Origin of the sequence: Psychrobacter cibarius, from assembly GCF_904845955.1 — a bacterium.
In the GTDB taxonomy this organism is placed as follows: domain Bacteria; phylum Pseudomonadota; class Gammaproteobacteria; order Pseudomonadales; family Moraxellaceae; genus Psychrobacter; species Psychrobacter cibarius_B.
Genome location: NZ_CAJGYX010000003.1, coordinates 256,271 through 278,852, shown reverse-complemented (window position 1 = coordinate 278,852; position 22,582 = coordinate 256,271). Strand labels below are relative to the sequence as shown.

The 22,582-nt window shown below is 43.3% G+C and carries 18 protein-coding genes and 1 pseudogene; 8 read left to right on the top strand and 11 right to left on the bottom strand.

Annotated features, from left to right (window positions below; all coding sequences use genetic code 11):
* Positions 1-152: 152 nt before the first annotated feature.
* The 3 genes and pseudogenes from JMV76_RS07925 to JMV76_RS07915 all read left to right on the top strand — a co-directional run bounded on the left by JMV76_RS07925 (position 153) and on the right by JMV76_RS07915 (position 5,116).
* Positions 153-1,406, top strand: a complete 1,254-nt coding sequence (locus tag JMV76_RS07925; RefSeq protein ID WP_201502270.1) for a PQQ-dependent sugar dehydrogenase — start codon at positions 153-155, stop codon at positions 1,404-1,406.
* Positions 1,407-1,574: 168 nt separating this feature from the next.
* Positions 1,575-3,224, top strand: a pseudogene (locus JMV76_RS07920) (BCCT family transporter).
* A 236-nt stretch (positions 3,225-3,460) separates the two neighbouring features.
* Positions 3,461-5,116: a BCCT family transporter gene (locus tag JMV76_RS07915; RefSeq protein ID WP_201502269.1), complete on the top strand. Its 1,656-nt coding sequence runs from the start codon at positions 3,461-3,463 to the stop codon at positions 5,114-5,116.
* A 137-nt stretch (positions 5,117-5,253) separates the two neighbouring features.
* Here JMV76_RS07915 and JMV76_RS07910 read toward each other — a convergent pair whose 3' ends face one another.
* The 9 genes from JMV76_RS07910 to dnaQ all read right to left on the bottom strand — a co-directional run bounded on the left by JMV76_RS07910 (position 5,254) and on the right by dnaQ (position 15,071).
* A complete protein-coding gene (locus JMV76_RS07910) occupies positions 5,254-5,586 on the bottom strand; it encodes a hypothetical protein (RefSeq protein WP_045451442.1) in 333 nt (110 codons plus the stop codon).
* A 300-nt stretch (positions 5,587-5,886) separates the two neighbouring features.
* On the bottom strand, positions 5,887-6,279 hold the full coding sequence (locus tag JMV76_RS07905; protein WP_227690208.1) for a DUF3144 domain-containing protein: 393 nt from the start codon (positions 6,277-6,279) through the stop codon (positions 5,887-5,889).
* Between the two features lie 72 nt (positions 6,280-6,351).
* Positions 6,352-7,518 carry a methionine adenosyltransferase gene (metK, locus tag JMV76_RS07900; RefSeq protein WP_045451444.1) on the bottom strand — a complete coding sequence of 389 codons (1,167 nt, stop codon included), beginning with the start codon at positions 7,516-7,518 and terminating at the stop codon, positions 6,352-6,354.
* A 162-nt stretch (positions 7,519-7,680) separates the two neighbouring features.
* Positions 7,681-8,277: a DJ-1/PfpI family protein gene (locus JMV76_RS07895; RefSeq protein WP_201502268.1), complete on the bottom strand. Its 597-nt coding sequence runs from the start codon at positions 8,275-8,277 to the stop codon at positions 7,681-7,683.
* A gap of 325 nt (positions 8,278-8,602) precedes the next feature.
* Entirely contained in the window at positions 8,603-9,298 is a 696-nt protein-coding gene (gene nth, locus JMV76_RS07890; protein WP_201502267.1) for an endonuclease III, read from the bottom strand.
* Positions 9,299-9,409: 111 nt separating this feature from the next.
* On the bottom strand, positions 9,410-10,258 hold the full coding sequence (locus JMV76_RS07885; RefSeq protein WP_201502266.1) for an RnfABCDGE type electron transport complex subunit B: 849 nt from the start codon (positions 10,256-10,258) through the stop codon (positions 9,410-9,412).
* A 116-nt stretch (positions 10,259-10,374) separates the two neighbouring features.
* A complete protein-coding gene (gene nudC, locus JMV76_RS07880) occupies positions 10,375-11,364 on the bottom strand; it encodes an NAD(+) diphosphatase (RefSeq protein WP_201502265.1) in 990 nt (329 codons plus the stop codon).
* Between the two features lie 250 nt (positions 11,365-11,614).
* A complete protein-coding gene (locus tag JMV76_RS07875) occupies positions 11,615-13,297 on the bottom strand; it encodes a hypothetical protein (RefSeq protein WP_201502264.1) in 1,683 nt (560 codons plus the stop codon).
* Between the two features lie 160 nt (positions 13,298-13,457).
* A complete protein-coding gene (gene dnaQ / locus JMV76_RS07870) occupies positions 13,458-15,071 on the bottom strand; it encodes a DNA polymerase III subunit epsilon (RefSeq protein ID WP_201502263.1) in 1,614 nt (537 codons plus the stop codon).
* A gap of 427 nt (positions 15,072-15,498) precedes the next feature.
* On the opposite strand from dnaQ, the gene JMV76_RS07865 reads away from it, so the two are divergent.
* On the top strand, positions 15,499-16,053 hold the full coding sequence (locus JMV76_RS07865; RefSeq protein WP_201502262.1) for a hypothetical protein: 555 nt from the start codon (positions 15,499-15,501) through the stop codon (positions 16,051-16,053).
* A 91-nt stretch (positions 16,054-16,144) separates the two neighbouring features.
* Entirely contained in the window at positions 16,145-16,450 is a 306-nt protein-coding gene (locus JMV76_RS07860; protein WP_201502261.1) for a hypothetical protein, read from the top strand.
* 124 nt (positions 16,451-16,574) lie between these two features.
* Here JMV76_RS07860 and JMV76_RS07855 read toward each other — a convergent pair whose 3' ends face one another.
* On the bottom strand, positions 16,575-16,973 hold the full coding sequence (locus JMV76_RS07855) for a YkvA family protein (RefSeq protein WP_045451457.1): 399 nt from the start codon (positions 16,971-16,973) through the stop codon (positions 16,575-16,577).
* A gap of 243 nt (positions 16,974-17,216) precedes the next feature.
* Here JMV76_RS07855 and JMV76_RS07850 point away from each other — a divergent pair, with 243 nt between their 5' ends.
* Positions 17,217-18,494, top strand: coding sequence for an LD-carboxypeptidase (locus JMV76_RS07850; RefSeq protein WP_201502260.1), 1,278 nt, complete (start codon positions 17,217-17,219; stop codon positions 18,492-18,494).
* 47 nt (positions 18,495-18,541) lie between these two features.
* Here the strand turns inward: JMV76_RS07850 and JMV76_RS07845 are convergent, their stop codons facing one another.
* Positions 18,542-19,564 (bottom strand): GlxA family transcriptional regulator, encoded by a 1,023-nt coding sequence (locus JMV76_RS07845; RefSeq protein WP_201502259.1) that lies wholly within the window; start codon positions 19,562-19,564, stop codon positions 18,542-18,544.
* A gap of 181 nt (positions 19,565-19,745) precedes the next feature.
* Here JMV76_RS07845 and JMV76_RS07840 point away from each other — a divergent pair, with 181 nt between their 5' ends.
* Together JMV76_RS07840 and JMV76_RS07835 are read left to right on the top strand one after the other, a co-directional pair.
* The gene (locus JMV76_RS07840; RefSeq protein WP_201502258.1) at positions 19,746-21,551 is read left to right on the top strand and encodes an acyl-CoA dehydrogenase; all 1,806 of its coding nucleotides are present in this window, start codon (positions 19,746-19,748) and stop codon (positions 21,549-21,551) included.
* 22 nt (positions 21,552-21,573) lie between these two features.
* Complete coding sequence (locus tag JMV76_RS07835) at positions 21,574-22,581, top strand: NADP-dependent oxidoreductase (protein WP_201502257.1); 1,008 nt, start codon at positions 21,574-21,576, stop codon at positions 22,579-22,581.
* Position 22,582 lies beyond the last annotated feature (1 nt).

The following is a 22,582-nucleotide window of genomic DNA, read 5'->3' as shown; positions in this document are numbered from 1 at the left end:
CTTACTTGCCTATTTTTTCTACAGGCAGGTAAGGGGTTTTTTTGTGCGCTATTATTATTTACGGTTTGAGTGCTTTGACTATGTTATAAATAAACTAAGCACTAAAAACTAAGCAATAGGAATAAGACATCAACAGTTACGGAGACGACAAAATGACGATCATCAGTATGCAGCACCTAAGCACGCCATTAATGTTACCGATAATGATCAGCGCACTGCTGTTTAGTGCTCCTGCTTGCTCCAATCAAACTGCCGTCAATACCCATGAAGACCTGACAGACTATAGAGAAGAACAAGCCTCTGCTAGTGAGTCGCTAGCAAGTACCGAAAAACCCGCCTTTATCACCAAGAAAATTGCTACGTTTGATGAGCCTTGGGCAATGACAGCATTACCTACCGTTAATAATGAACCCCCTAAATTACTTGTCACCCAAAAGACAGGCGAGTTATTCATTGTTGATACGGCAACAGGTGCCAAGACAACCATCAGTGGTATACCGAAAGTGGCTTATGGTGGGCAAGGTGGTCTTGGCGATATCGTTCTTGCACCAGATTTTGCTACTTCTAATCATGTCTATATGAGCTACGTTGAAGCAGGGAATGACACTGATAATAATAAATTTGGCGCTAAAGTCATCAAAGCGACATTGATAGGATTGGATACAGCCAAGCCTCGTTTGCAGGATCTTACGCCCATTTGGGAGCAAATACCGAAAGTAAAAGGGCAGGGGCATTATAGTCATCGCTTGCTTTTCTCGCCTGACGGAAAATATTTATATATCAGTTCAGGCGAGCGCCAAGAAAAAACACCAGCACAGGATATGAGCGTCAATTTGGGCAAAATTATTAGGTCAAATCTTGATGGCTCAGTGCCAGCAGACAATCCTTTTGTAGATAATAGCAATGACATTGCCGCACAGTTTTGGAGTATAGGACATCGTAATGTATTGGGTATGGCGTTCGATGAAAAAGGTAGGCTTTGGGCGCATGAGATGGGACCACGGGGCGGTGATGAATTTAATCTCATTGAAAAAGGTCATAACTACGGCTGGCCAATCGTATCAAATGGGCGTAACTATACAGGCACGGATATTCCTGACCATGAGACGCGTCCTGAGTTTACGCCGCCCAAAATTAGTTGGACGCCAGTGATATCACCCTCATCGATGAGTATTTATAACGCTGGAAAATATAATGATTTCCCAGCGTGGCAAGGTAATGCGCTCATTAGTGGTTTATCCTCTAAAGCGCTGATAGTCGTCGATTTTGATGAAAATAGCCGCGCGACTGAGCGCTATCGCTATGATATGGGCGAGCGTATTCGTAGTGTGTTAAATGTAGATGGACAAGTTTGGGTATTAGAGGACGGCAATGCTAGCAGATTATTACAATTAATACCGCAGTAACCATCAATAGCAGTTGCTTTTCAAGCGTTTTCACTATTGTAGGGTAGACTACTAAATGGTTTTGGTCTATTTCTGTCAATAAGAAAAACGTAAATAGTTAATTAGATTTGATAGTTAAGAGGTATCTTGTTAAGGTATTCTTCCTAAAAAACTAAGGCTAACAAACAAATGGATCATGTAAAAGTTGGCAGGTTAGGCCCTTTTCCACGGGTAAGTAAACCTGTGTTTATTACTTCAGCGCTACTTATCGTTGGATTTATTATCTTTGGTGCTTTCTTTACTGAAACCGCTGGTGCACTATTTAGCTTTTTGCAGAATTTTATTACGGATAAGTTCGGCTGGATGTTTGTTATATTAATGAACGTTGCGCTGGTATTCTGTATTTATCTAGCAGCGAGCCGTTATGGTGACATCCGTTTAGGTCAACAAACAGAAAAACCGCAGTACAGTTTGTTTTCTTGGATAGGGATGTTGTTCTCTGCTGGTATCGGTATTGGACTGGTATATTGGGGGACGGCTGAGCCCTTGTATCACTTTATGGCACCACCACTCGGTGAGGCGGAAACAATAGAAGCGGCCAAGCAAGCCATGAGTATCTCATTTTTACATTGGGGACTACATGCTTGGGCGATTTATACCATTGTGGCATTGGCGCTGGCTTACTTCCACTTTCGCCGTGGACTGCCATTGTCGATTCGCTCGACGCTATACCCGTTATTAGGCGAGAAAATATATGGTCGCTGGGGTCATACGGTGGATATTCTAGCCGTGTTCGGCACGATGTTTGGTGTGGTAACTTCCTTAGGTCTAGGGGTTATGCAGATCAATTCAGGTCTTGAAAATTTATTCGGTATACCAAATTCTTTAACCGTACAGTTTATTATTATTGCCTTTGTGACCGCATTGGCATGTGGCTCATTGATGCTTGGTCTTGATAAAGGTATCAAGCGCCTAAGTGACATTAATATGGGTTTTACAGGTGTGCTCTTGGCCTTTATGGTCATCTTAGGACCAACCTTATTTATTTTTGATAGTTTTATAGAAAATATTGGTAATTATGTCGTTGCCATGATTCCGTTATCAACATGGGGCGAGGCTTATAGTAATACGGATTGGCAGAGTGGTTGGACGATATTCTATTGGGCGTGGTGGGTAAGTTGGGCACCGTTTGTCGGCGTATTTATCGCTCGTATCAGTCGCGGTCGTACCATTCGTGAGTTTGTATTGGGTGTATTATTGATTCCAATGCTGATTTTGTTTTTCTGGTTCACCACTTTCGGTGGTGTCGCTATCCATATGGAGCTTTTAGCGGCGCTTGATCCGGCTATGGCCAGTCCAGGATTGGTGGAAGCGGTGCAAGCAGATACGGGTAGCGCTATTTTCAAGCTGGTTGAGTATTATCCATTCGCGAAACCAATTACCTTGCTCATCGTTGTTATGATTGTTTTATGGTTCGTGACTTCATCGGATTCAGCAAGTTTCGTCATTGATATGTTGACGGCGGGCGGCGATACCAACCCACCTAAGATTTAACGTTTATTTTGGGCGATTATGGAAGGTTTGATTGCCGCTATATTGTTAGCAGCAGGCGGATTAGGCGCATTGCAAGCCGCCGCTATTGTGGCTGGACTGCCATTTGCTTTAGTGATATTTGTCATGATGTATGCCTTACTTCGTGGCTTAAGCCGAGATCGATTGATACTGTATCGCGCTCAGCAGCACTTTATCACCGAAGAATCTGCAGATCATAATTCAGCCAATGAGTTTGCTGATGAGCACTTGTTAAAAGGACCACCTAAAATAGTGAAAGGTGATTAGCAGATTCTATATATCAGCTTTAATACTGTTTTTATGAAATGAATCAGGCAGTTAGCTTCTTCTTTTTTTACGTAAAAACACAATATAACAATTGTGATTTGAAATCCTAAGATGCATCGTTATCTTAGGATTTTTTTATTTGCTAACCAATAGCAAGGTTATAAAGTGTCTGATTCGATTTGATAGTTGTGCAGTATCTTGTTAAGGTGAGCCCCTTCAAAAATTGAGATGACTAAATGGATCATGTAAAAGTTGGCCGCTTAGGCCCTTTTCCGCGGGTAAGTAAACCTGTGTTTTTAACTTCAGCGTTATTAATTCTTGTGTTCATTATTTTTGGTGCTCTTTTTAATGAGCAAGCAGAATTGTTGTTTGGTCATGCCAAAGCATTCGTGTCTTTGCGTTTTGGCTGGTTCTTTATTGTGGTGGTCAACTTAACGTTGGTGATGAGTATTTACATGATATTTAGTCGTTATGGCGATATCAGGCTTGGTCATCAAAATGAGAAACCAGAATACAATCTAGTATCTTGGATTGGCATGCTATTTTCTGCGGGCATCGGTATAGGCCTGCTTTACTGGGGGACGGCTGAACCCTTGTACCATTTTATGGCGCCGCCGCTAGGAGAAGCTGAAACAGTGGCTGCTGCCAAGCAAGCGATGAATATCTCGTTCTTGCATTATGGTTTACATGTGTGGGCGCTCTATGGCATGGTCGCGTTGTCATTGGCTTATTTCCATTACCGAGTGGGCTTACCGCTGGCCATCCGTTCGACACTATATCCTATCTTGGGCAAAAAGATTTATGGTGGCTGGGGTCATACGGTCGATACACTAGCGGTATTTGGTACGATGTTTGGAGTAGTGACCACTTTAGGTCTTGGGGTATTGCAAATTAACTCAGGTCTTGAGACGTTATTTGGCATACCCAATAATATTACAGTGCAAATTATTTTGATTGCCTTAATCACTATGTTGGCAGGTCTGTCTCTATTTATGGGGCTAGATAAGGGGATTAAGCGCTTAAGTGATACCAATATATTATTTACTGTGATATTGCTCAGTTTTGTGATTATTTTAGGCCCGACCCAGTTTATCTTTAATAGCTTTGTAGAAAACATCGGCAACTATTTACATCAAATTGTGCCATTAGGTCTTTGGACAGAATCGTATGATGGTCAAGAAAACTGGCAAGCATCATGGACGATTTTCTATTGGGCATGGTGGATAAGCTGGTCGCCTTTCGTTGGTGTGTTCGTAGCTCGTATCTCTCGTGGTCGAACCATTCGTGAGTTTATCTTAGGGGTGTTATTAATTCCTATTACTATTTTGTTCTTATGGTTCACCGCTTTCGGTGGTTCAGCCGTTAATATGGAATTAATGGCAGCCGCTGATCCCAGTCTCATTAGTCCTGGCTTGATTGAGGCTGTCCAAGCAGATACTGGTAGTGCCATCTTTAAACTGATGGAATCTTATCCATTTACGTCAGCTTTGAACTTGCTTATCGTAGTGATGATTGTGCTTTGGTTTGTCACGTCATCGGATTCGGCCAGTTTTGTCATTGATATGTTGACCTCAGGTGGCGATGCCAATCCACCTAAAATACAGCGCCTTTTTTGGGCGGGTACAGAGGGTGTCATCGCTGCCGTACTATTAGCAGCAGGTGGCTTGAGTGCGCTACAAGCGGCTTCAATTGTGTCAGGTTTTCCTTTTGCAATTGTGATAGTCGTTATGATGTACTCCTTATTACGCGGCTTGAGTCGAGATCGTTTGATACTGTATCGCAACCAGCAATGGTTTGTCACCGAAGAGTCAGCAGAGCATAATTCAGCTAATGAGTTTCGTGATGAAGATTTGCTGACAGGTCCACCTGATATTGAAAAACCTGAAGGTTAGATTTTATTGATCTGAAAAATAATAAAAAAGCACCCGCCTATGATTAAGCGGGTGCTTTTTTGTATGATTTAATTGTCTTTTTTAGTTTGATATAAAGTATTTACACAAAGTTATGAAGCCAAAGTTATAAAGCAAGGTTATGAGCACTGTCCTTTAACATAACCTACTGCTGCCGTTGTGCCACATGCCGAACATGAGTTGCCCGCAGTGCGATAACTAAATCCTGAGCTGGTTTTTACTTTGACACACACAGGATCATATTGCGCGGTACACATCGTTTGCTCAGGGTTGTAAGGTGGGCATTTGATGAAAGGGTTGTCGCTGTTCTGTTGGCTGTGTCCAGTGCTATGAATAGGGGCGGTGTCAGGCGTATCGATGCTTTGGATGTTATTACAGCCAGCTAAAGCCATAGTAACTAATAACCCTAATAATGACAGGCATGATCGCCATGATTTGAATAAGTGGTTCATAATCATATGTCCTTATAAATAGTATTCGGTAAATCCCTGTTATCGATAGCTGGTTGCAACCATGTGATGAACAAGGTGGTTTTAATTGATAGTAGCCTATTTATCAGCAGTCATCTACCAAATCATGATTAATAAAAAACTCAAGCCTATGATTAAGCTTGGGTTTAAGCATCACTATAGTCATTCCACTATAAAAATATTACTGCGTTAACCTCGCTTGAAGTATTAAATATACATCTACACTCGGTTGCCTTGTACTACTTTTAAATCGAACTGACTATACCAGCCATTTTATAAATGCTAGCTAAAGGCTATAGAACTATTTGGCTGCTTTGTCATCTTGATTAAGCTGAACATATTTTTATCAAAGTTCTGCGCATAATCAGTCAGGTTGTCGCTCAGCATTTGGCGATACTGTTTGACATAAAATTCAACGATATCATCTTTTTCTTTGGCAAAGTCATCGCCTTTGACAAAGCCGATAGAAGCGACAGATGCGCTATAACGTGCGGCTGCATAAAGTAGTGATGCACCTACTTGTCCTGAATGCGCTTCAGAACCCAACTGACTGTTTGCGATACCAATGATGGCATCAGCACGTTGATAAAATGCCTGCATTTCAGGGGTAATCTCAATGTTAGCGTCAACATTGCTTTCTTGAATGTTGCTGTCTTGCATATTGTCTTGAGACATAAGCGACTCCTAATAAGTGTCGGTAATTTTAAATTTATAAAGAAGGTTTGTAAGGGGTGCAACGTGATATTTTTACAAACCAGCGTCTGCTTTTAAGATCTCAGCTTTGTCTGTTTTTTCCCACGTAAAAGCAGTTTCAGAGCCAGGGCGACCAAAATGACCAAAAGTCGCCGTTTGCTGATACATTGGCTGCAATAAGTTTAGCATACGGGTAATGCCATAAGGGCGCAGATCAAAATGGGTGCGAATCAGACGGATGATTTCATCATTGCTGATTTTATTCGTACCAAAAGTATTGACCGAGATAGAGGTTGGTTCAGCGACACCAATGGCATAGCTGACCTGTATTTCACAGCGCTCAGCAAGTCCTGCCGCAACGATATTCTTAGCCACATAACGCACGGCGTACGCAGCACTGCGATCTACTTTTGATGGATCTTTACCACTGAATGCACCGCCGCCATGACGCGCCATACCGCCATAAGTATCAACAATGATTTTACGACCTGTCAATCCAGCATCACCTACAGGACCGCCAATCACAAACTTACCCGTTGGGTTGATATGATAGCGCGTGCCAGCATGCAATAATTCAGCAGGCAATACTTGTTTGATGATAGATTCCATTATTGCTTCTTGCAGATCTTTTTGCGAGATACTTGGATCGTGTTGCGTTGATAGCACCACGGCATCAATGGCAACAGGCTTGCTACCATCATATCTTAAGGTCACTTGCGCCTTGGCATCTGGACGTAACCACGGCAACTCGCCTGCGCGGCGCAGCTCAGATTGGCGTTCCATCAAACGATGAGCAAATTCGATAGGGGCTGGCATCAAGACATCAGTTTCATTGCTGGCATAGCCAAACATAAGACCTTGGTCACCTGCGCCTTGCTCTTCAGGGTCGCTACGATCGACACCTTGAGCGATTTCAGGAGATTGTTTGCCGAGCATATTGATGACCGCGCATGTTTCGCCATCAAAGCCTAAGTCAGAGTGGTGATAACCAATACCGTTTACGGTATCACGCACGATACGCTCAACATCGATATTTGCCGTCGTGGTGACTTCACCTGCTAGTATCACAGCACCTGTCTTAACCAAGGTTTCGCATGCCACGCGTGCATGCAAATCTTCACGTAAGATGGCGTCAAGGATGGCATCTGATATTTGGTCAGCCATTTTATCAGGATGACCTTCGCTCACAGATTCTGAGGTAAATAAGTTGTATTCACGCATAATGGGATCGCTTAATTGCAGGGACTGTATTCTACGAACTCAGTCATTATTAAATGTATATAAAAATAAAAGGCGAAAACGAATAAAAAAATTAGCACATTTTACCGTGTATCGAGGTAAAACTCTAGCGATGGATAATACTAAGAAGTAACTAGGCATGGATTAACCATGGTAAAAGTCATCAATCTCGCTATTTTCTTGCCAGCGATATTCAGTATAGTGAGCGATCTGGCGCGCTGTATCGATGTCATGTCTGTCGGCGATAAAACCAAGCGCCATGTCCATACCTGCACTGACACCTGAGGACGTATAAAATTTGCCATCAACAACCCAGCGTGCTTGCTCGGCCCAATGGACTTTGTCAGATTGCGCTATCACCCATTGCCATGACAGTTTATTAGACGTTGCGCGCTTGTCATCTAAGACGCCAGCCTTAGCCAACAATGCGCTACCCGTACAAACGCTAAGTACCCAATCGGCATGGTCAACCAAGATTGTTAACGTCTGCAAAAATGGTCGGTGATTGATTTGCTGGCGAGTACCCATGCCGCCAACCATCAACAAGATATCAGTCTGATGCGCTAACTCGCTGACAGCGACTGTTTGCATCGCAACGCCATGCTTACTATGGATAATGCCGCCGTTTAAGGAGGAAAATTGCAGACGATAATGCTCAGGTAAGCAGCCAAACATCTCGATAGGTCCAAATAGATCTAAAGTCTCAAAATCATCGAATAATAGCGCGGTCAGTGTCTGCATCTGGCTTCCTGATTTTTAAATAATATTTACAAAAGTAAGTGGGCGTCTACTGCTTTTTTAACCACGCTATTTATGTTTTATTCATATAAAGTAGATAAATTAAACCTTTTATAACTAGGGCGTGTCCTCAATTCAATCGATTACTTTCTAAATGCGCTAAAAATAGCTAAATTTTGCCAGACATCGTCAAATAGCTTCTTAATATCTCGATATTATTTGCGCTACTTTCCTTGTTTGACGGCAATTTATCTCATTTTTATCACCATTTTTAAAATGAGGACACGCCCTAGAGCAGTTATCGTTCTAAAAGCGATCGTTCTAAAAATTATAGCTCCAAAAACTTGGCTTTGTCTTTAAACATACATTCGTCATAAACAGGACACGCCCCGCATTTGGGTGTACGGGCTTGGCAGGTATAGCGCCCGTGTAATATAAGATAATGATGCGCATCCACGATGAAGTCCTCTGGAATACGCTCGACCAACTTATTTTCGACGACCAAGACGTTCTTGCCAGTGGCAAGTCCCGTACGATTACCTACCCGAAAGATATGAGTGTCGACCGCCATGGTTGGCTGACCAAAGGCAGTATTTAACACCACATTGGCGGTTTTACGCCCAACGCCAGCGAGAGACTCTAAGTCTTTGCGGTTATCAGGGACGGTGCTGTCAAATTTCTCAATTAAGTCTCGGCAAGTTTTGATGACGTTTTTGGCTTTAGCATTGTATAAGCCAATATTTTTGATATAAGATTTTAGACCGTCTTCACCCAATGCCAAGATTGCTTCAGGTGTATTTGCTATGGGGTATAATTGCTTGGTAGCAATATTGACGCTTACATCCGTCGCCTGCGCAGATAAGATGACTGCGATCAGCAGCTCAAAATTACTCTTATAATTCAATTCCGTAACTGGCTCATCAATCGTCGCTGCCAGCTTTTCAAAAAATGGACGCACGTCACGATTGGGCATTCGTCTCGATGGCGGGGTATCGGCAGTTTTATGTTTGACGGTTTTACTCATAGTATTCTTACTATTTTTTGGCTATTGATAGTTAATAACTGATACAAGATATCGGGATAAATTCATTTTAGCGATGTTGGGTAGACTGTCTAACAAATGATAATTACGCTGTTAAAGCTGACTTAACTCTACTTGCAATGCGTCAAGCTCTACTTGTTTGCTCTCATTTGCACGGACACTTAGCTGCTTTTCTAGCTTTTTAATTTTACTACGAAGCTTCGCTGCGGCAATGGTGTTTTTTGCTTGTGCTTCGCTGATATTCAACGATTGACTAGCGGCATTGTTTAGTTTTGCTTCAACCATGCTGACCACAGGTCTACTATTGCTACTATCAGCCAGCTGCTCGGTGACGCGTCTTAAATGAGTATGATAGCGCTGTCTTAAATCTTCTTGCTCTGTGGTACGTTCAGAGCTAGACAGCTCCCGTTCAACAGTGACCAAATCGATGCAGTCGACTGGACAAGGAGCGATGCAAAGCTCGCAGCCCGTGCATAAATCTGTAAAGATAGTATGCATGTGCTTACCAGTACCGACAATAGCATCGACTGGGCAGGCAGGTATACATTTGGTGCAGCCGATACAATCATCTTCACGGATCACCGCACGTACCTCAGTCGGACGTTCAGAGGTCGCATCTATTGGCCACTGAGAAGGCGCCGCGCTAAGTATCGCTTCATGACTGTCTATATTAATGATTTGAGCGATAGCATTGGTAACGGGTTGACCACCGGGTACACATTTATTGTATGGCTCATTGTCAAGCACGATAGCGGCGGCATAGGGCAAGCAGCCGTCTGGGTGCTCGCAAAGTCCACATTGTGTTTGCGGTAAACAAGCATCAATATATGAGATCTTCGCTTGTATGTCCGCAGGTAAGCGCTCTATATCCAAAGTGTTGAACAAGATTGGCAAATTGGTGAGACGGATATGGGTGCTATTTTTACTAGTGGTGCTTTGCATATGCTTTAAAACCTTAATATCAGTGCTAAGTGCTAAGTGCTAAGTGTGCTCTGAGCGCTGACATTAGAATAATAGGATAATAACGATATTGATAAATGCTGCATTGATATTATAGATTAAAGCAAAATACCTTGATCATTGGCAATTTGTGCAATCAGCGCGTAAGCAATGCTACCTTTTGAGGGTATTTTTGGCAAATTTGATAGATCAAAAAAATCGGCGTGCGACAGCTCATCTTCTTGGATAACAATTTCGCCAGCTGCATAAGAAGCACGAAAGCCTAGCATTAAATTAGACGGAAATGGCCATGGCTGACTGCTGACGTAACGAATATCTGATAGGCTGATATTTACCTCTTCTGCCACTTCACGCACCACCGCGTGTTCTAGGCTTTCACCCACTTCTACAAAGCCTGCAATCAAACCGTATAGTAACGGTTGTGGCGACTGTAATAAATGAGGCGCTGTTTTTTGCTGTCCATAACGATGATGATGTGCTAGCAAAATCTGCATTTCACCAGTTTGCGGATTCGGGCGAGTAATAGCCGTGATGACACAGGGTTGTACACGTGGGTATTGGCGCAATCGGCACACTGGACAGACCATGGCACGCTCATCTCGTTTGGCATGAATGGTTGGGGCAGCACAGCGACTACAAAACTGTGTATCTGTTTGCCAGCGCAATAACTGTATCGCTTGGCTAAGCTGATCGGACAAAGCCACGGGCAACTGAGTAATCAGCTGGCGGTAAGGAACAAACGCATTGCCACTGCCCTCAGCGATGATGGGCAGTGCAATGTGATGTGCAATTGCATAGTCATAAGTAATGGCGCTAGCCGCTTGCGCAGTAAAGGTGTGGGGAGTATTAATCGAACTGTCGGCACTTTCTAGAATATCTACACTCGCGCTAGTAGGATTGACATCAGGCGACCAGTGACGCGGTGCTAGGCTTTCGAGTAGCGTGACATGACCAACTTGATAAGCAAGCTGGGTCTCCTCGTCTGAATGTGTAGCGGATGGGGGTAATTCAAGCTGCACCGGCCACCATCCATTAGGTCGCTGGCGGCATAAAATGGTGTCATCACTAAATACAAAAGCGCTGGTCATAGGTAAAATTCCAAACCGGTTAAGGTCAGTACGCATCAGTGTTGATACAGACTTTTTTTTAATTGAAGTAAAGTCAATCCTATATCATTCGGATACGGTGTCAGTCAGGCTCGCTTAGCACTACTATTCGTAGTGCTTTCAATCACCTTGCTTGTATCTAGCTTATATGGGATCGACTATATATAAATGAAGGGCTATGGCAGAAAAGCCGCCATTAAAATATCATTTTAGTGCTTAAGTATGATAAAAATTAGGCTGCGAGTAGATGACTCAAGCTCTGCTGTCCCACATCTAATGCTTGTTTGCTGACTGGGCGATTGTGCTCAAAACCATCTAGATGATGATCGACGGCCATAATAACATCAGCGATACAGGCAAGCGTATTGTCTTCAATACGTTGTCCACCTTCGATGCGTTGCTGAAGATAATTGGCCAATTGACTGAGCATGCTGGCAGGTGTTGGCAGCTGTAAGAAGCGCACAGCCCCTGCCACTTGGCGCATCATCTCAGGTATGTTCTGGATATTGAGCATATCGCGCTCTGGCTCAGCCAGATAATCGTTAATGGCTTGTTCTGCACTGGCAATAGCGGAACGACTTTCTTGTATTAAAGTATCATTAGCCGTATTGAGCTGATGTAAAGGGATATGCGGGTTATTCAGTGGCAAATAGATGGCCCCTGGTGTGTGCATTTCTGCCATTGCAATGGTGGCGTTTTCAGCATGCATTAATGCCAACAGCAAGTGATCGAAATCATCAGGCGAGGGCGTTTGCCAATGACTAACAGCTTCTGCTGCTACGCTGAGACTATTGGCTGCATTTGATAAACCAAGCAAGCGTAACGCTGAGCTCAATTCTGTTAGCTCTTCGATAATCTGTGCGGTTTGCATATCAACAGGGTTCAATGAATCACCACGTGCGTAGCTATCCACATTTTCTTTGATGGTATTAATTTGGGTCTGAATGATGGTGTTCAGCGTATCGGTCAGGGCGCGATTAGGACCGAATAAGAAACGTTTCATTTGCTCAAGTTGTGCGCTTTCCAAGTGGTTGCTGGCGTATTGCTCACGCAGTCGTTGCGCCGCATCACTGTCACGCTGGCAAGCAAAACTGACCAAATCCGCAAAACGTTTGTCCATCACAGGCAAGTAGCTTTGGAATTGCTGCTCTAAATAAATCAGTGTGTGTTTTTGACTCAGATTTAGCGGTAATATCGTGGCAATGTCCGTGACAGCTGCGGTGGCCGCTTGCCAAAATAGACTGCTGGTGTTTGATGCTATCAAAGCACACGCTGCACTCATGGCGTCAAGTTTCTGCTGATCGTCTGGGCTAACGTTGCCATCTTGATTGAGCAGAGCGACTCCAAGACCACTACGATAAGCATAAGTTAGTAGTTCAGTGTCTAGGTTAAGCTCGTCAAGTGGTTGGAAGTTTTGTTCAGGGTTGGCAATGATGACACTACTGCTACCAAAGGCTGCAAAATAGTCTGCTGTGATAGGGGTTTCTTGCCCGTGAGCATTGAGTTTATTGATAACAGGCAGTAACAAGGTTGGCTCTACCGACTCTGTCAAAAGTACAAACTCGATATAGCGATCCAGTGTCATAATGGCTTCTGATAAGTCCATAATCAAGCTGGTATCGTTATTATCACCATTATCATAGAGGCGCTGTAAACCATTGACAATAGCGGTATTCAAAGCCTCTGCACCAACCAAAGATATCAGCTCAAAGATGCAAGACAGCTGCTTTAGCACAGTGATAGAATCTAATAATAAAGGGGCTTGACTATTATCATCATTAAATTCACTCAGATGAATCTCAGTATCTTTTAAGGTTACGATGATCTCATCATGCAACAAATGTAGCGATGGTAGATTGAAATCAGTAACACTAAGCGTTGGGGCCGTTAACTTCATTTGCGCAGACTGGTTCATAGGTGTTTTTCCATAATGTACTGATGAGAATGGCGGTGGTTTAAATGATGTTCGAAAAAGCACTTGCTGGTAACGTTTTAACGCTTAATATAACAATAATCAAGCCTATATTATACAAATGTTATTGCTCAAAGATTGATATCATCAGCTTATACGGCGACTACATATTGGCTTTTAACTCAGGATACGCTTCTGCGAGCGCGGCATACCACTCTTTATTGCTATTTTCATCCATAGAGGATTCTAGCAATAAAGACGCTAAATTGGCAAAACTGGCGTGGGCTGTCTGCCCGCCATCTGTTTGCGTGTCTTCTTCGATGGCGAGTGTAACCTGTCCACCTGTCATCGCCAGATAAACTTCTGCTAAAATCTCTGAATCAAGTAAGGCGCCGTGAAAAGTACGATCTTGCTTTCCCACGTTTAGGCGACGCACTAAAGCGTCTAGGGTGTTTTTTTGCCCAGGATATTGCTGCTTTGCCATGACCAGCGAGTCAGTCACTTGTACGCGCTCGGCAAAGTCGTTCATACCAACTTTGGCAAACTCCATGTTTAAGAAGTTCATATCAAAGGTGGCGTTATGAGCGATGATTTCTGCGCCGTCCATAAAATCATAGAGCGACTGAGCAACTTGATCAAAGGTAGGCTTGTCGGTCAAAAATGCCTCAGAAATACCATGGATACGAATGACTTCATCATCCATGCCGCGTTGTGGATTGATATAAACGTGGAGCTTTTCACCCGTAAATTTACGCCCGATCATCTCCACGATACCGACTTCGATAATACGGTCGCCTTTTAACGGATCAAGACCTGTGGTTTCAGTATCCATAATGAGCTGGCGATCAGACTCATGACGATGGATAGGTTTGGGCAGCAGCGGTATGAAATACGGATTGGCACGGCTGGTGTCGCCGTCAAATTTTGGTGTATTAGCTTCTTCTATGCCAGTAACGGTAGCAGGCACATGATCATTTATCGTCGCATCAGTCATAGACGTTTGGGTTTCCGGCATCTCTATTTTACTCATTGGTTTGCTAGCATTATGCTGATAGCGATCGGCTTCTATTACAGCATATTTACTCATCATATCATCGGCAGGGTTTGTATCGTTATCAGTGTCTATGACATCTTCGTCAAGCTCATCATCTGTCATATCCAGACCCAGTGGATCGAAACTTAGCCAGTCATCGTGAGCAGCATTTTGCGCTGTATTAGGCATTATTTGCCCTTTTTTAGCTGTGTCTTGCGGCTCTATGCTCGATAATTCTTCACTGCTGGACGTCACGCCCAAGTTTGCCAGCTCGTCCGCTTTTTCATTGCCTGCATGTCCTGCGTGACCTTTTACCCAATGCCAGTCAACATCGCGCTGTTGACACAGCTTATCTAATAGCTGCCAAAGGTCTTGATTGGCGACGGGTTTTTTACTTGCCGTTTTCCAGCCTCTTTTTTTCCAACCCTCTATCCATTCGGTGATGCCTTTTTTGACATAGCTTGAGTCTGTCCAAATCTCGAGGTTGTGCTCATGCGGGCTATGGGTCAATGCTTGTATCGCGCCCATCAACTCCATGCGATTATTGGTCGTCTCTTCATCACCGCCGTACAAATCTTGTGTACGTCCATCACTAAAAATGAGATGTGCGCCCCAGCCACCAGCGCCCGGATTGCCTTTACAGGCACCATCCGTATAGGCCACAGTGGTGTTTAATTTGGCGGCCAACGGATTCATCGCGTTACTGGTGTTGAATGGCTGCGCTGAGGTGCGATTGTCTGACATAAAAAATTATTGACCTAAAAATTGATAAACATAGGGAGGGTTGGAGGGATTTTGCTAGCGTTGTTTTTACACCAGCGCTTCCGTTATATTTTGGGAATGAGTATAACAAATCTATCGTTGATATGGGCAATCGTAATGCACAAAGTCGCCAAAAGCACAGATCATAGTAGTAACCTTGCTATTTTCTGTTAAAATGAGCTGTGTTGCGACACACAGTATCAAACGGTATTGACTACGCAGCAGAAAAAATAGCAGTTTGCTGGCGTCAATTAGTAGCGCAAATCATTCGACAGTGCCAATAGTTGATGAAAACATGCCCTAGAAAATCACGTTAATAGCAAGATTGTCATCATCACTGTTTAAAGGTAGTTTTTTTAAAGACAATTTTTCATAAAAGTTTAATGCATGAATGCAGGATAACCCTATTATGTCCTTACGCTCAAACATTTTTTATAAAAGGCTGATGTGCTTACCAGTCGGCATAGCGGTGAGCAGCGCGCTATTTTTAAGTGCTTGCAACGATAGCAACATTCAAGCTGATACTGGAATGGTCGAAGCGGCGACAGACTTATCGGTTTTTGAAGGTTGTTACACGGTTAGTCATGACGAGCCTGCCCAAATAAAAATCAGTCAACAGGATGGCTCGTGGGTGATGCAGATGAAAGAGCCGGCAAGTGCGACGCGCGTTTGGGATGACGCTGAGCCGCTAGAAGTGATTAAAAATAGCGAAATCCCGCAGTTTTTCTCTATTGACCCTGACAATGTCGATGCGGTCATTGGGCGTCCTGATCGAGTGCTAGTACTGGCTCATGTGAAGCCTGCCTATGCCAATATCGATCCACTCTTAGATAGTGAATACTTATCCTATATTTATCGCGGTGCCAATACCATCTATCGTGTCGAGTGTGGTGATGTTAATACCGATATTTTAGCCAATCCACATGCCTATATTGTGATTGATAATGTTAATGAGAGCCTCTAAACAAGCATGGCTCATAAACAGAATTTATGATCGATAGTTTTGTTTTAAACAGTGTTTTTCTATAAACCATATGTCATTAGAGTTAAGCAATATGAATTTTTTTAGTTACGTGGTATTGGGCGGATTTTCTTATGTGGCTGGTTGGGCAATCAGAACCTATGTACTTGATAAGAAGCCTGAACCTGAGCAACCTTATAATCTAAAGCATCCTGCAATTTTGGCGTACTTAGGCGGTTTCTTTATTATTATGCTGATTGTTTCGTGGCTGATTGGTCGCTATGCGCTTGGGCATGCTGCTATCGATTTGCCGTTTATTATTATCAATAGCCTCGTTGCAACCTTTGTCTATTCGTTCGGTCTCAATCCAGAAAAAGCGCGTTATGATGTTCCAGATTAACTCATATAAATAATTGTTATTAATGAATAAAAAAGCCACGGCTGATACATTGATTGTCAGTCGTGGTCTTTTTATAACGATTATTTTTTATAACGATTATTTCAGGATGATAGCTTGTACAAAGTTACCTGTTTTTCTTTAAGTCAGTAGCGGTTTGTTTTTTCTTCCAAGTTTGATATTTTTGCAAATCTTTTTCGACCAACTTCAAGCAAAAGGTGAGGACTAGCGCATCGTCAATATGACCGATAAAAGGTATGAAATCTGGAATGATATCGATTGGGTTGAGAGTATATAGCAGTCCAACCACACCTGCTGAAATGGTCTTGTAGGGAATATCGCGATAGTTTCCTTGATAGTAGTCTTTAATCAAGCTCATGAATAGCATCAAATCTTTGGCAAAACGCTCAAGATGGCTACTGTCTTTTAGCTTTTCTTGCAGTTTTTCTTCTTCGTTGATGAGGTACTCTAAATCGGTATCCAATATGTCCTCTTTTTTCTGTTTATCAATCGCTTTCTCAGCCATTATTATTATCCTTATTTAACCGAAATCGGTATTCTCATACTACAACAAAGTCGCGGAATGTGCCAATAGTGCTAGGTTTTTGGTGTAACATGGCGAAAAATTAAATAGTGGTAAGGGTTGGGCAACTACCATAGCCAAAAAAGCGTTTACAATATGCTGCTGTGTGGTTTAAGCAAGTAGACTGCAAAAATAAAGATGATGCAAAAATATATCAAAATAAAAACGATAAGGTGGCAGAGAGAGATGTTTTCCAAGAGTCAGTTATTAACAGATGATAAAAATAAAAATGGTCATACAGCGATTGAAACAACATCTGGGCTAAACCGTCGGCAGTTTTTGCGTCGAGTGGGTATCAGTGCGGGTACTGCGGCATTGGCGACCTATAGTATTTCTCAAGTATTTGCCGCCAGCCCTATCGACCCTAATAATAGTCGGCAGCTCACCAAGGATGATTTGCCAACCGCGTTATTGGATGAGCGTTCATCATCACAGCCGTCACTCACGCAAACACGCTGTATCACGCCAACGATTGAAACGCGGCTTTTTGCCAGCTCTAATGTGGGCGGTAGCGATGACCGCAATCAATTGGCATTGGAGCGTATGGCCTGTGCAGGTTTCAAAGTAAATAATCCTACGATTACCAATCGGCAGTATCTGCGTTTTGCTGGTACGGATTCGCAGCGAGCCAGTGATTTACAAAACCTCGCTACTGGTGCAATAGCCGCCCCAAAATTGTTACTCGGCGTGCGCGGCGGCTATGGTGCAATGCGCATATTACCGATGATTGATTGGTTGACGCTAGGACGGATTATGCAGGAGCGCGGCACGATACTGGCGGGCTTTAGTGATGTGACTGCTATTCAGTGCGCATTATTGGCAAAAGGTGATATGAGTTCGCTTGCAGCACCGATGCTCTATAGTGAATTTGGAAAAACTGTCCCTGATCAAGTCAGCTGTCGACAGTTTGTTGAAGCACTAACCAATCCTAATCTGGTTATTGATATATCAGACGCTACCTTAACCAGTCCAAATTTACCGAGTATTTTGACAAGTACTGAGCCAAAAAATATAACGGGCACTATATGGGGTGGTAATCTAAGCGTGGTGTCAGCGCTGGCAGGTAGCGAGTATTTACCGCGCATTGATGGCGGCATTGTTTTTTTGGAAGACGTGGGCGAGCAACCTTATCGTATCGAGCGCATGCTATATGATTTGTATCTGGCAGGTGTCTTTAAAAATCAACAAGCGATTGTATTTGGTGCATTGTCTGGTACAGGGGAGGACAGCTATGACAAACGTTATGATGTCGCCACAGTCATTCGCCAATTGCATGAACTAACAGGATTGCCGATATATAGTGGTATGCCTTTTGGCCATATTGGACAAAAACACAGCTTTCCACTAGGCGCAAAGTGTCAAATTAGCTCCAATACAGCTGGTGGCTATCAGTTGGCATTTAGCGATTACCCAACCATCAAGGCTGATGCTATCCATGTCGAAGGGCTATGGCAGAATGCTTAAACGCTAATCCCTAACTGCTAATCCCTAATTGCTATTCACTGCCATAACTAAATCGCTAACCGCGAAAACTTATCTTGATATTCTTTGGGGGTTAGCTCTGTCGCACGTTTGAATAGGCGTGTGAACGAAGAGATATCATCATAGCCAACTTGCTCGGCAAGCGATTTTATGGTCACATCTCCTAACTCTAATAGGCGTTTTGCCTGCTCAATTCTGACGGCTTGAATATACTCAATCGGGCGCATAGCAACAGCAGACTGAAAGCGTCTGTTTAATGTCCGCGGGGTGATATTGACCATGGCAGCCAATCTACTTACCTGAATAGTCTGATAAAAATTTTCCTCAATGAATTCTTGTACCTGCTTGATCAATTGGTCTGAATGCGGCTTATGCAAGGTCACATTGGTGTAGCTGTTTTGACTGCCTCGTTTGCTATCGATGATTTGGGTTTTGGCTACTTGAGTAGAAATCTCACGTCCGCAATAGCGCTCTATTAATAACAATCCTAAATCATAAAATGCACTACCGCCCGCCGCACAAAATATATTGCCCAATTGGTTTGTTGAGTTGCTTTCTGAATGAGTAACAAACTGGTTTTCTTGTAAGTCCACCAGTGGAAAGTCTGCCTTAAACTTACTGGCGTAACCCCAGTGCGTAGTGGCGATTTTATTATCTAGCAGTCCCGCCTTTGCCAAAAAAAATGCACCGCTACAGTTACTGGCTATATCTGACTTGGTGTCTGCCAACCGTTTTAAATGTGGTATTAATTCCGCATTTCGGCTCAGTACTTTATCGATTGAATCACCAATAGTCGGAATTAATAGCAAGTCGCATTCTGCCACTTCCTGAATATCGCAATGCGCTTGCATGATTAAGCGGTTGCTACATCTGATATCCACGCCACCAACGCTTGCTATCTGCACATTAAATCGTGGCTCTACTGGCTCATCTAAAAATCGTTGCCAACTGACACCCGTAAATGAGAATAAATCTAATGCACCTGTCAATGCACTGCCGAGCACACCATCGAATCCAATAACAATGACTTTAAACGGTTTGAAATAGGGCATAAGTCACTCGTTTCCTTTGCTGTGCTTACCAAAATAACCATTATTTGGTTGATTTTAACCAGTGAGATACTCTGTTTATGTCTTATTTGACCATAATTATGTCATAAATGACAATACGGTAAGGCGTTAAATTAGATTAATATCGATTGATAACCAAATTTAATCAGTTAACGAGAATACTATGGCAGCAGATACGCTTATTAATGACTTTGAATTACCGTTCCAATTATATGATGTGTTGGGCACTGAAAATTTAACCGAGCATGCTAAGTTTGCAGAGCATAGCCGCGAGACATTTGATGCTGTGTTAGATACGGCCAATAAAATTGCGACCCAGCTGTTCTTGCCGCATAACCATGTAGCGGATAAGAATGAGCCACAGTTTGATGGCAAAAAAGTCAGCATGATAAGCGATGTAAAAGTCGCCTTCGATGCATTCCGTGAGTCTGGCTTTATCGCAGGTCGTTATAGTTTTGAAGACGGCGGCATGCAGTTACCTGAAACGGTCATGACAGCCGTGGCAGGCTACTTTATGGCTGCCAATCCATCAACGACTGCTTATCCATTTTTGACCACAGCGGCAATCAATGTCATTTCACATTTTGCCAGTGATGAGATTAAAGCCGCCTTTATGCCACGTATGCTGACAGGTGAGTTTACTGGAACGATGGCATTAACAGAGCCACATGCAGGTTCGTCACTTGCTGATATCAAAACCACTGCGGTAAAACAAGACGATGGTTCTTACCGTGTCAAAGGCAGCAAGATTTATATCTCAGCAGGTGATCATGAGCCGTCTGACAATATCGTGCATTTGGTATTGGCCAAAGTGCCAGGTGGTCCAGGTGGCGTAAAAGGCATCTCTTTATTTGCTGTGCCCAAGTATCGCTTAAATGAGGATGCATCGGTCGGCGAGCGCAACGATGTGCATTTGACAGGACTCATTCATAAACTAGGCTATAGAGGTACGACGTCTACGGCACTGAGCTTTGGTGACGAAGGCGCATGCCGTGGTTATCTAATCGGTGAAGAGCATTTCGGCCTGCGCTATATGTTCAAAATGATGAACGAGGCGCGCATCGCTGTTGGTTTTGGTGCATCGATGGTTGGCTATCGCGGTTATCAGTATTCACTTGATTATGCCAAAGACAGAACGCAAGGCAGAATCGCCCCAAACAATAAACCTGAAGATGCGGCAACCGCTATTATCAATCATGGTGACGTAAAGCGCATGCTACTCGCGCAAAAAGCCTACTCTGAAGGTGGTATCTCATTATGTCTATATGGCTCAAACTTGATTGACCGTATCAACACTTGTGAAGACGAAACGCTAAAAAACGAGCTAATAGAGCTATTAGATTTGCTGACCCCAGTACTAAAAGCATGGCCATCTGAATATGGGCCAAAAGCCAATGACTTGGGTATTCAAGTATTGGGCGGTGCAGGTTATACGCGTGAGTATCAAGCCGAGCAGTTTTGGCGTGACAATCGCCTAAATCCCATCCATGAAGGCACAAATGGTGTGCAGGCATTGGATTTGTCATTTCGTAAGTTGTGGCAAAAAGGCGGTCTGGGCATTCAAATCCTAAAGCGTGAAATCACACAAGATTTGGAAAGCATCACTACACCTGAGAGCGCTCAACTGGCGGGTAAACTGATGCCTTATATGGGTCAGCTACATGAAGTATTAGTTCATTTAAGCAAAGTATTACAGACAGAGGAAGCATTAACGCTAACAGGTAATGCTCAAGCACTGATGAATATTTTTGCCTCAATTATACTGAGCTGGATTTGGATTCGCCAAGCCAGTAAAGCCGAGAAGCTACTGAGCACTACCCAAGATATTGAGCAGCAGAATTTCTACAAAGGCAAGATACAAGCGGCCAAATACTTCATCGATTGGGAATTACCATTAATCAAACGCGACATCGAATTATTAACCAATACCAACTCGGTTTGCACGGATATGCAAGCGGACTGGTTCTAAAAACAACTCTAAGGAAAGAGACATGACAACGATAAATAAACAATGGCGCTTAAAAGCAAGACCGGTAGGCGAGCCTAGTGCTGAGACTTGGGATTATACCGAGAAAGAAATCCCGACGATCACCGATGGTCAGCTACTGATTAAGGTTGAATATATCTCTATCGATCCGGCGATGCGCGGTTGGTTGAACGATGCCAAATCTTATATTGCACCGGTAAAGATTGGTGACGTCATGCGCGCTGGTACGGTAGGCGAAGTGATAGAAAGTAAGCATGAGAAGTTTGCCGTTGGTGACTATATCGCAGGTCACGATGGCGTGCAATCCTATGCCGTCAGTGATGGCGCCAATCTGTATAAAGTTGATCCAAAACTTGCACCATTGTCTTATTACTTGGGTGTACTCGGTATGCCGGGTATGACAGGGTATTTTGGTCTGCTAAAAACAGGTCAGCCAAAAGCGGGCGAGACCGTGGTTGTCTCTGGCGCTGCTGGCGCTGTCGGTAGTTTGGTTGGTCAAATCGCCAAGATTAAAGGCTGCCGTGTTGTCGGTATCGCAGGCGGTGCTGAGAAATGTAAATTCTTAGTCGATGAGCTTGGGTTCGATGCAACGATTGACTACAAAAACGAAGATGTGAAAAAAGCATTGAAAAAAACCTGTCCTGATGGCGTCGATGTGTATTTTGACAACGTAGGCGGTGATATCCTGAATGACGTGCTCACACAAATAAACCTGCATGCGCGTATCGTCATTTGCGGTGCGATTAGTCAGTATAACAACACCACAGAAGTCAAAGGCCCATCGAACTATTTATCATTATTGGTCAATCGTGCCCGCATGGAAGGCATCGTGGTATTCGATAATCTCAAAGAATATCCAGTCGCCATGAAAGACATCGCTGGCTGGATTCAGTCAGGTGATATGAAAGTAAAAGACCATATCGTTGAAGGTATCGAGACGTTCCCAGATACCTTAATGATGCTCTTTAACGGTGAAAACTTCGGCAAACTGGTACTTAAGGTAGAGGGATAGA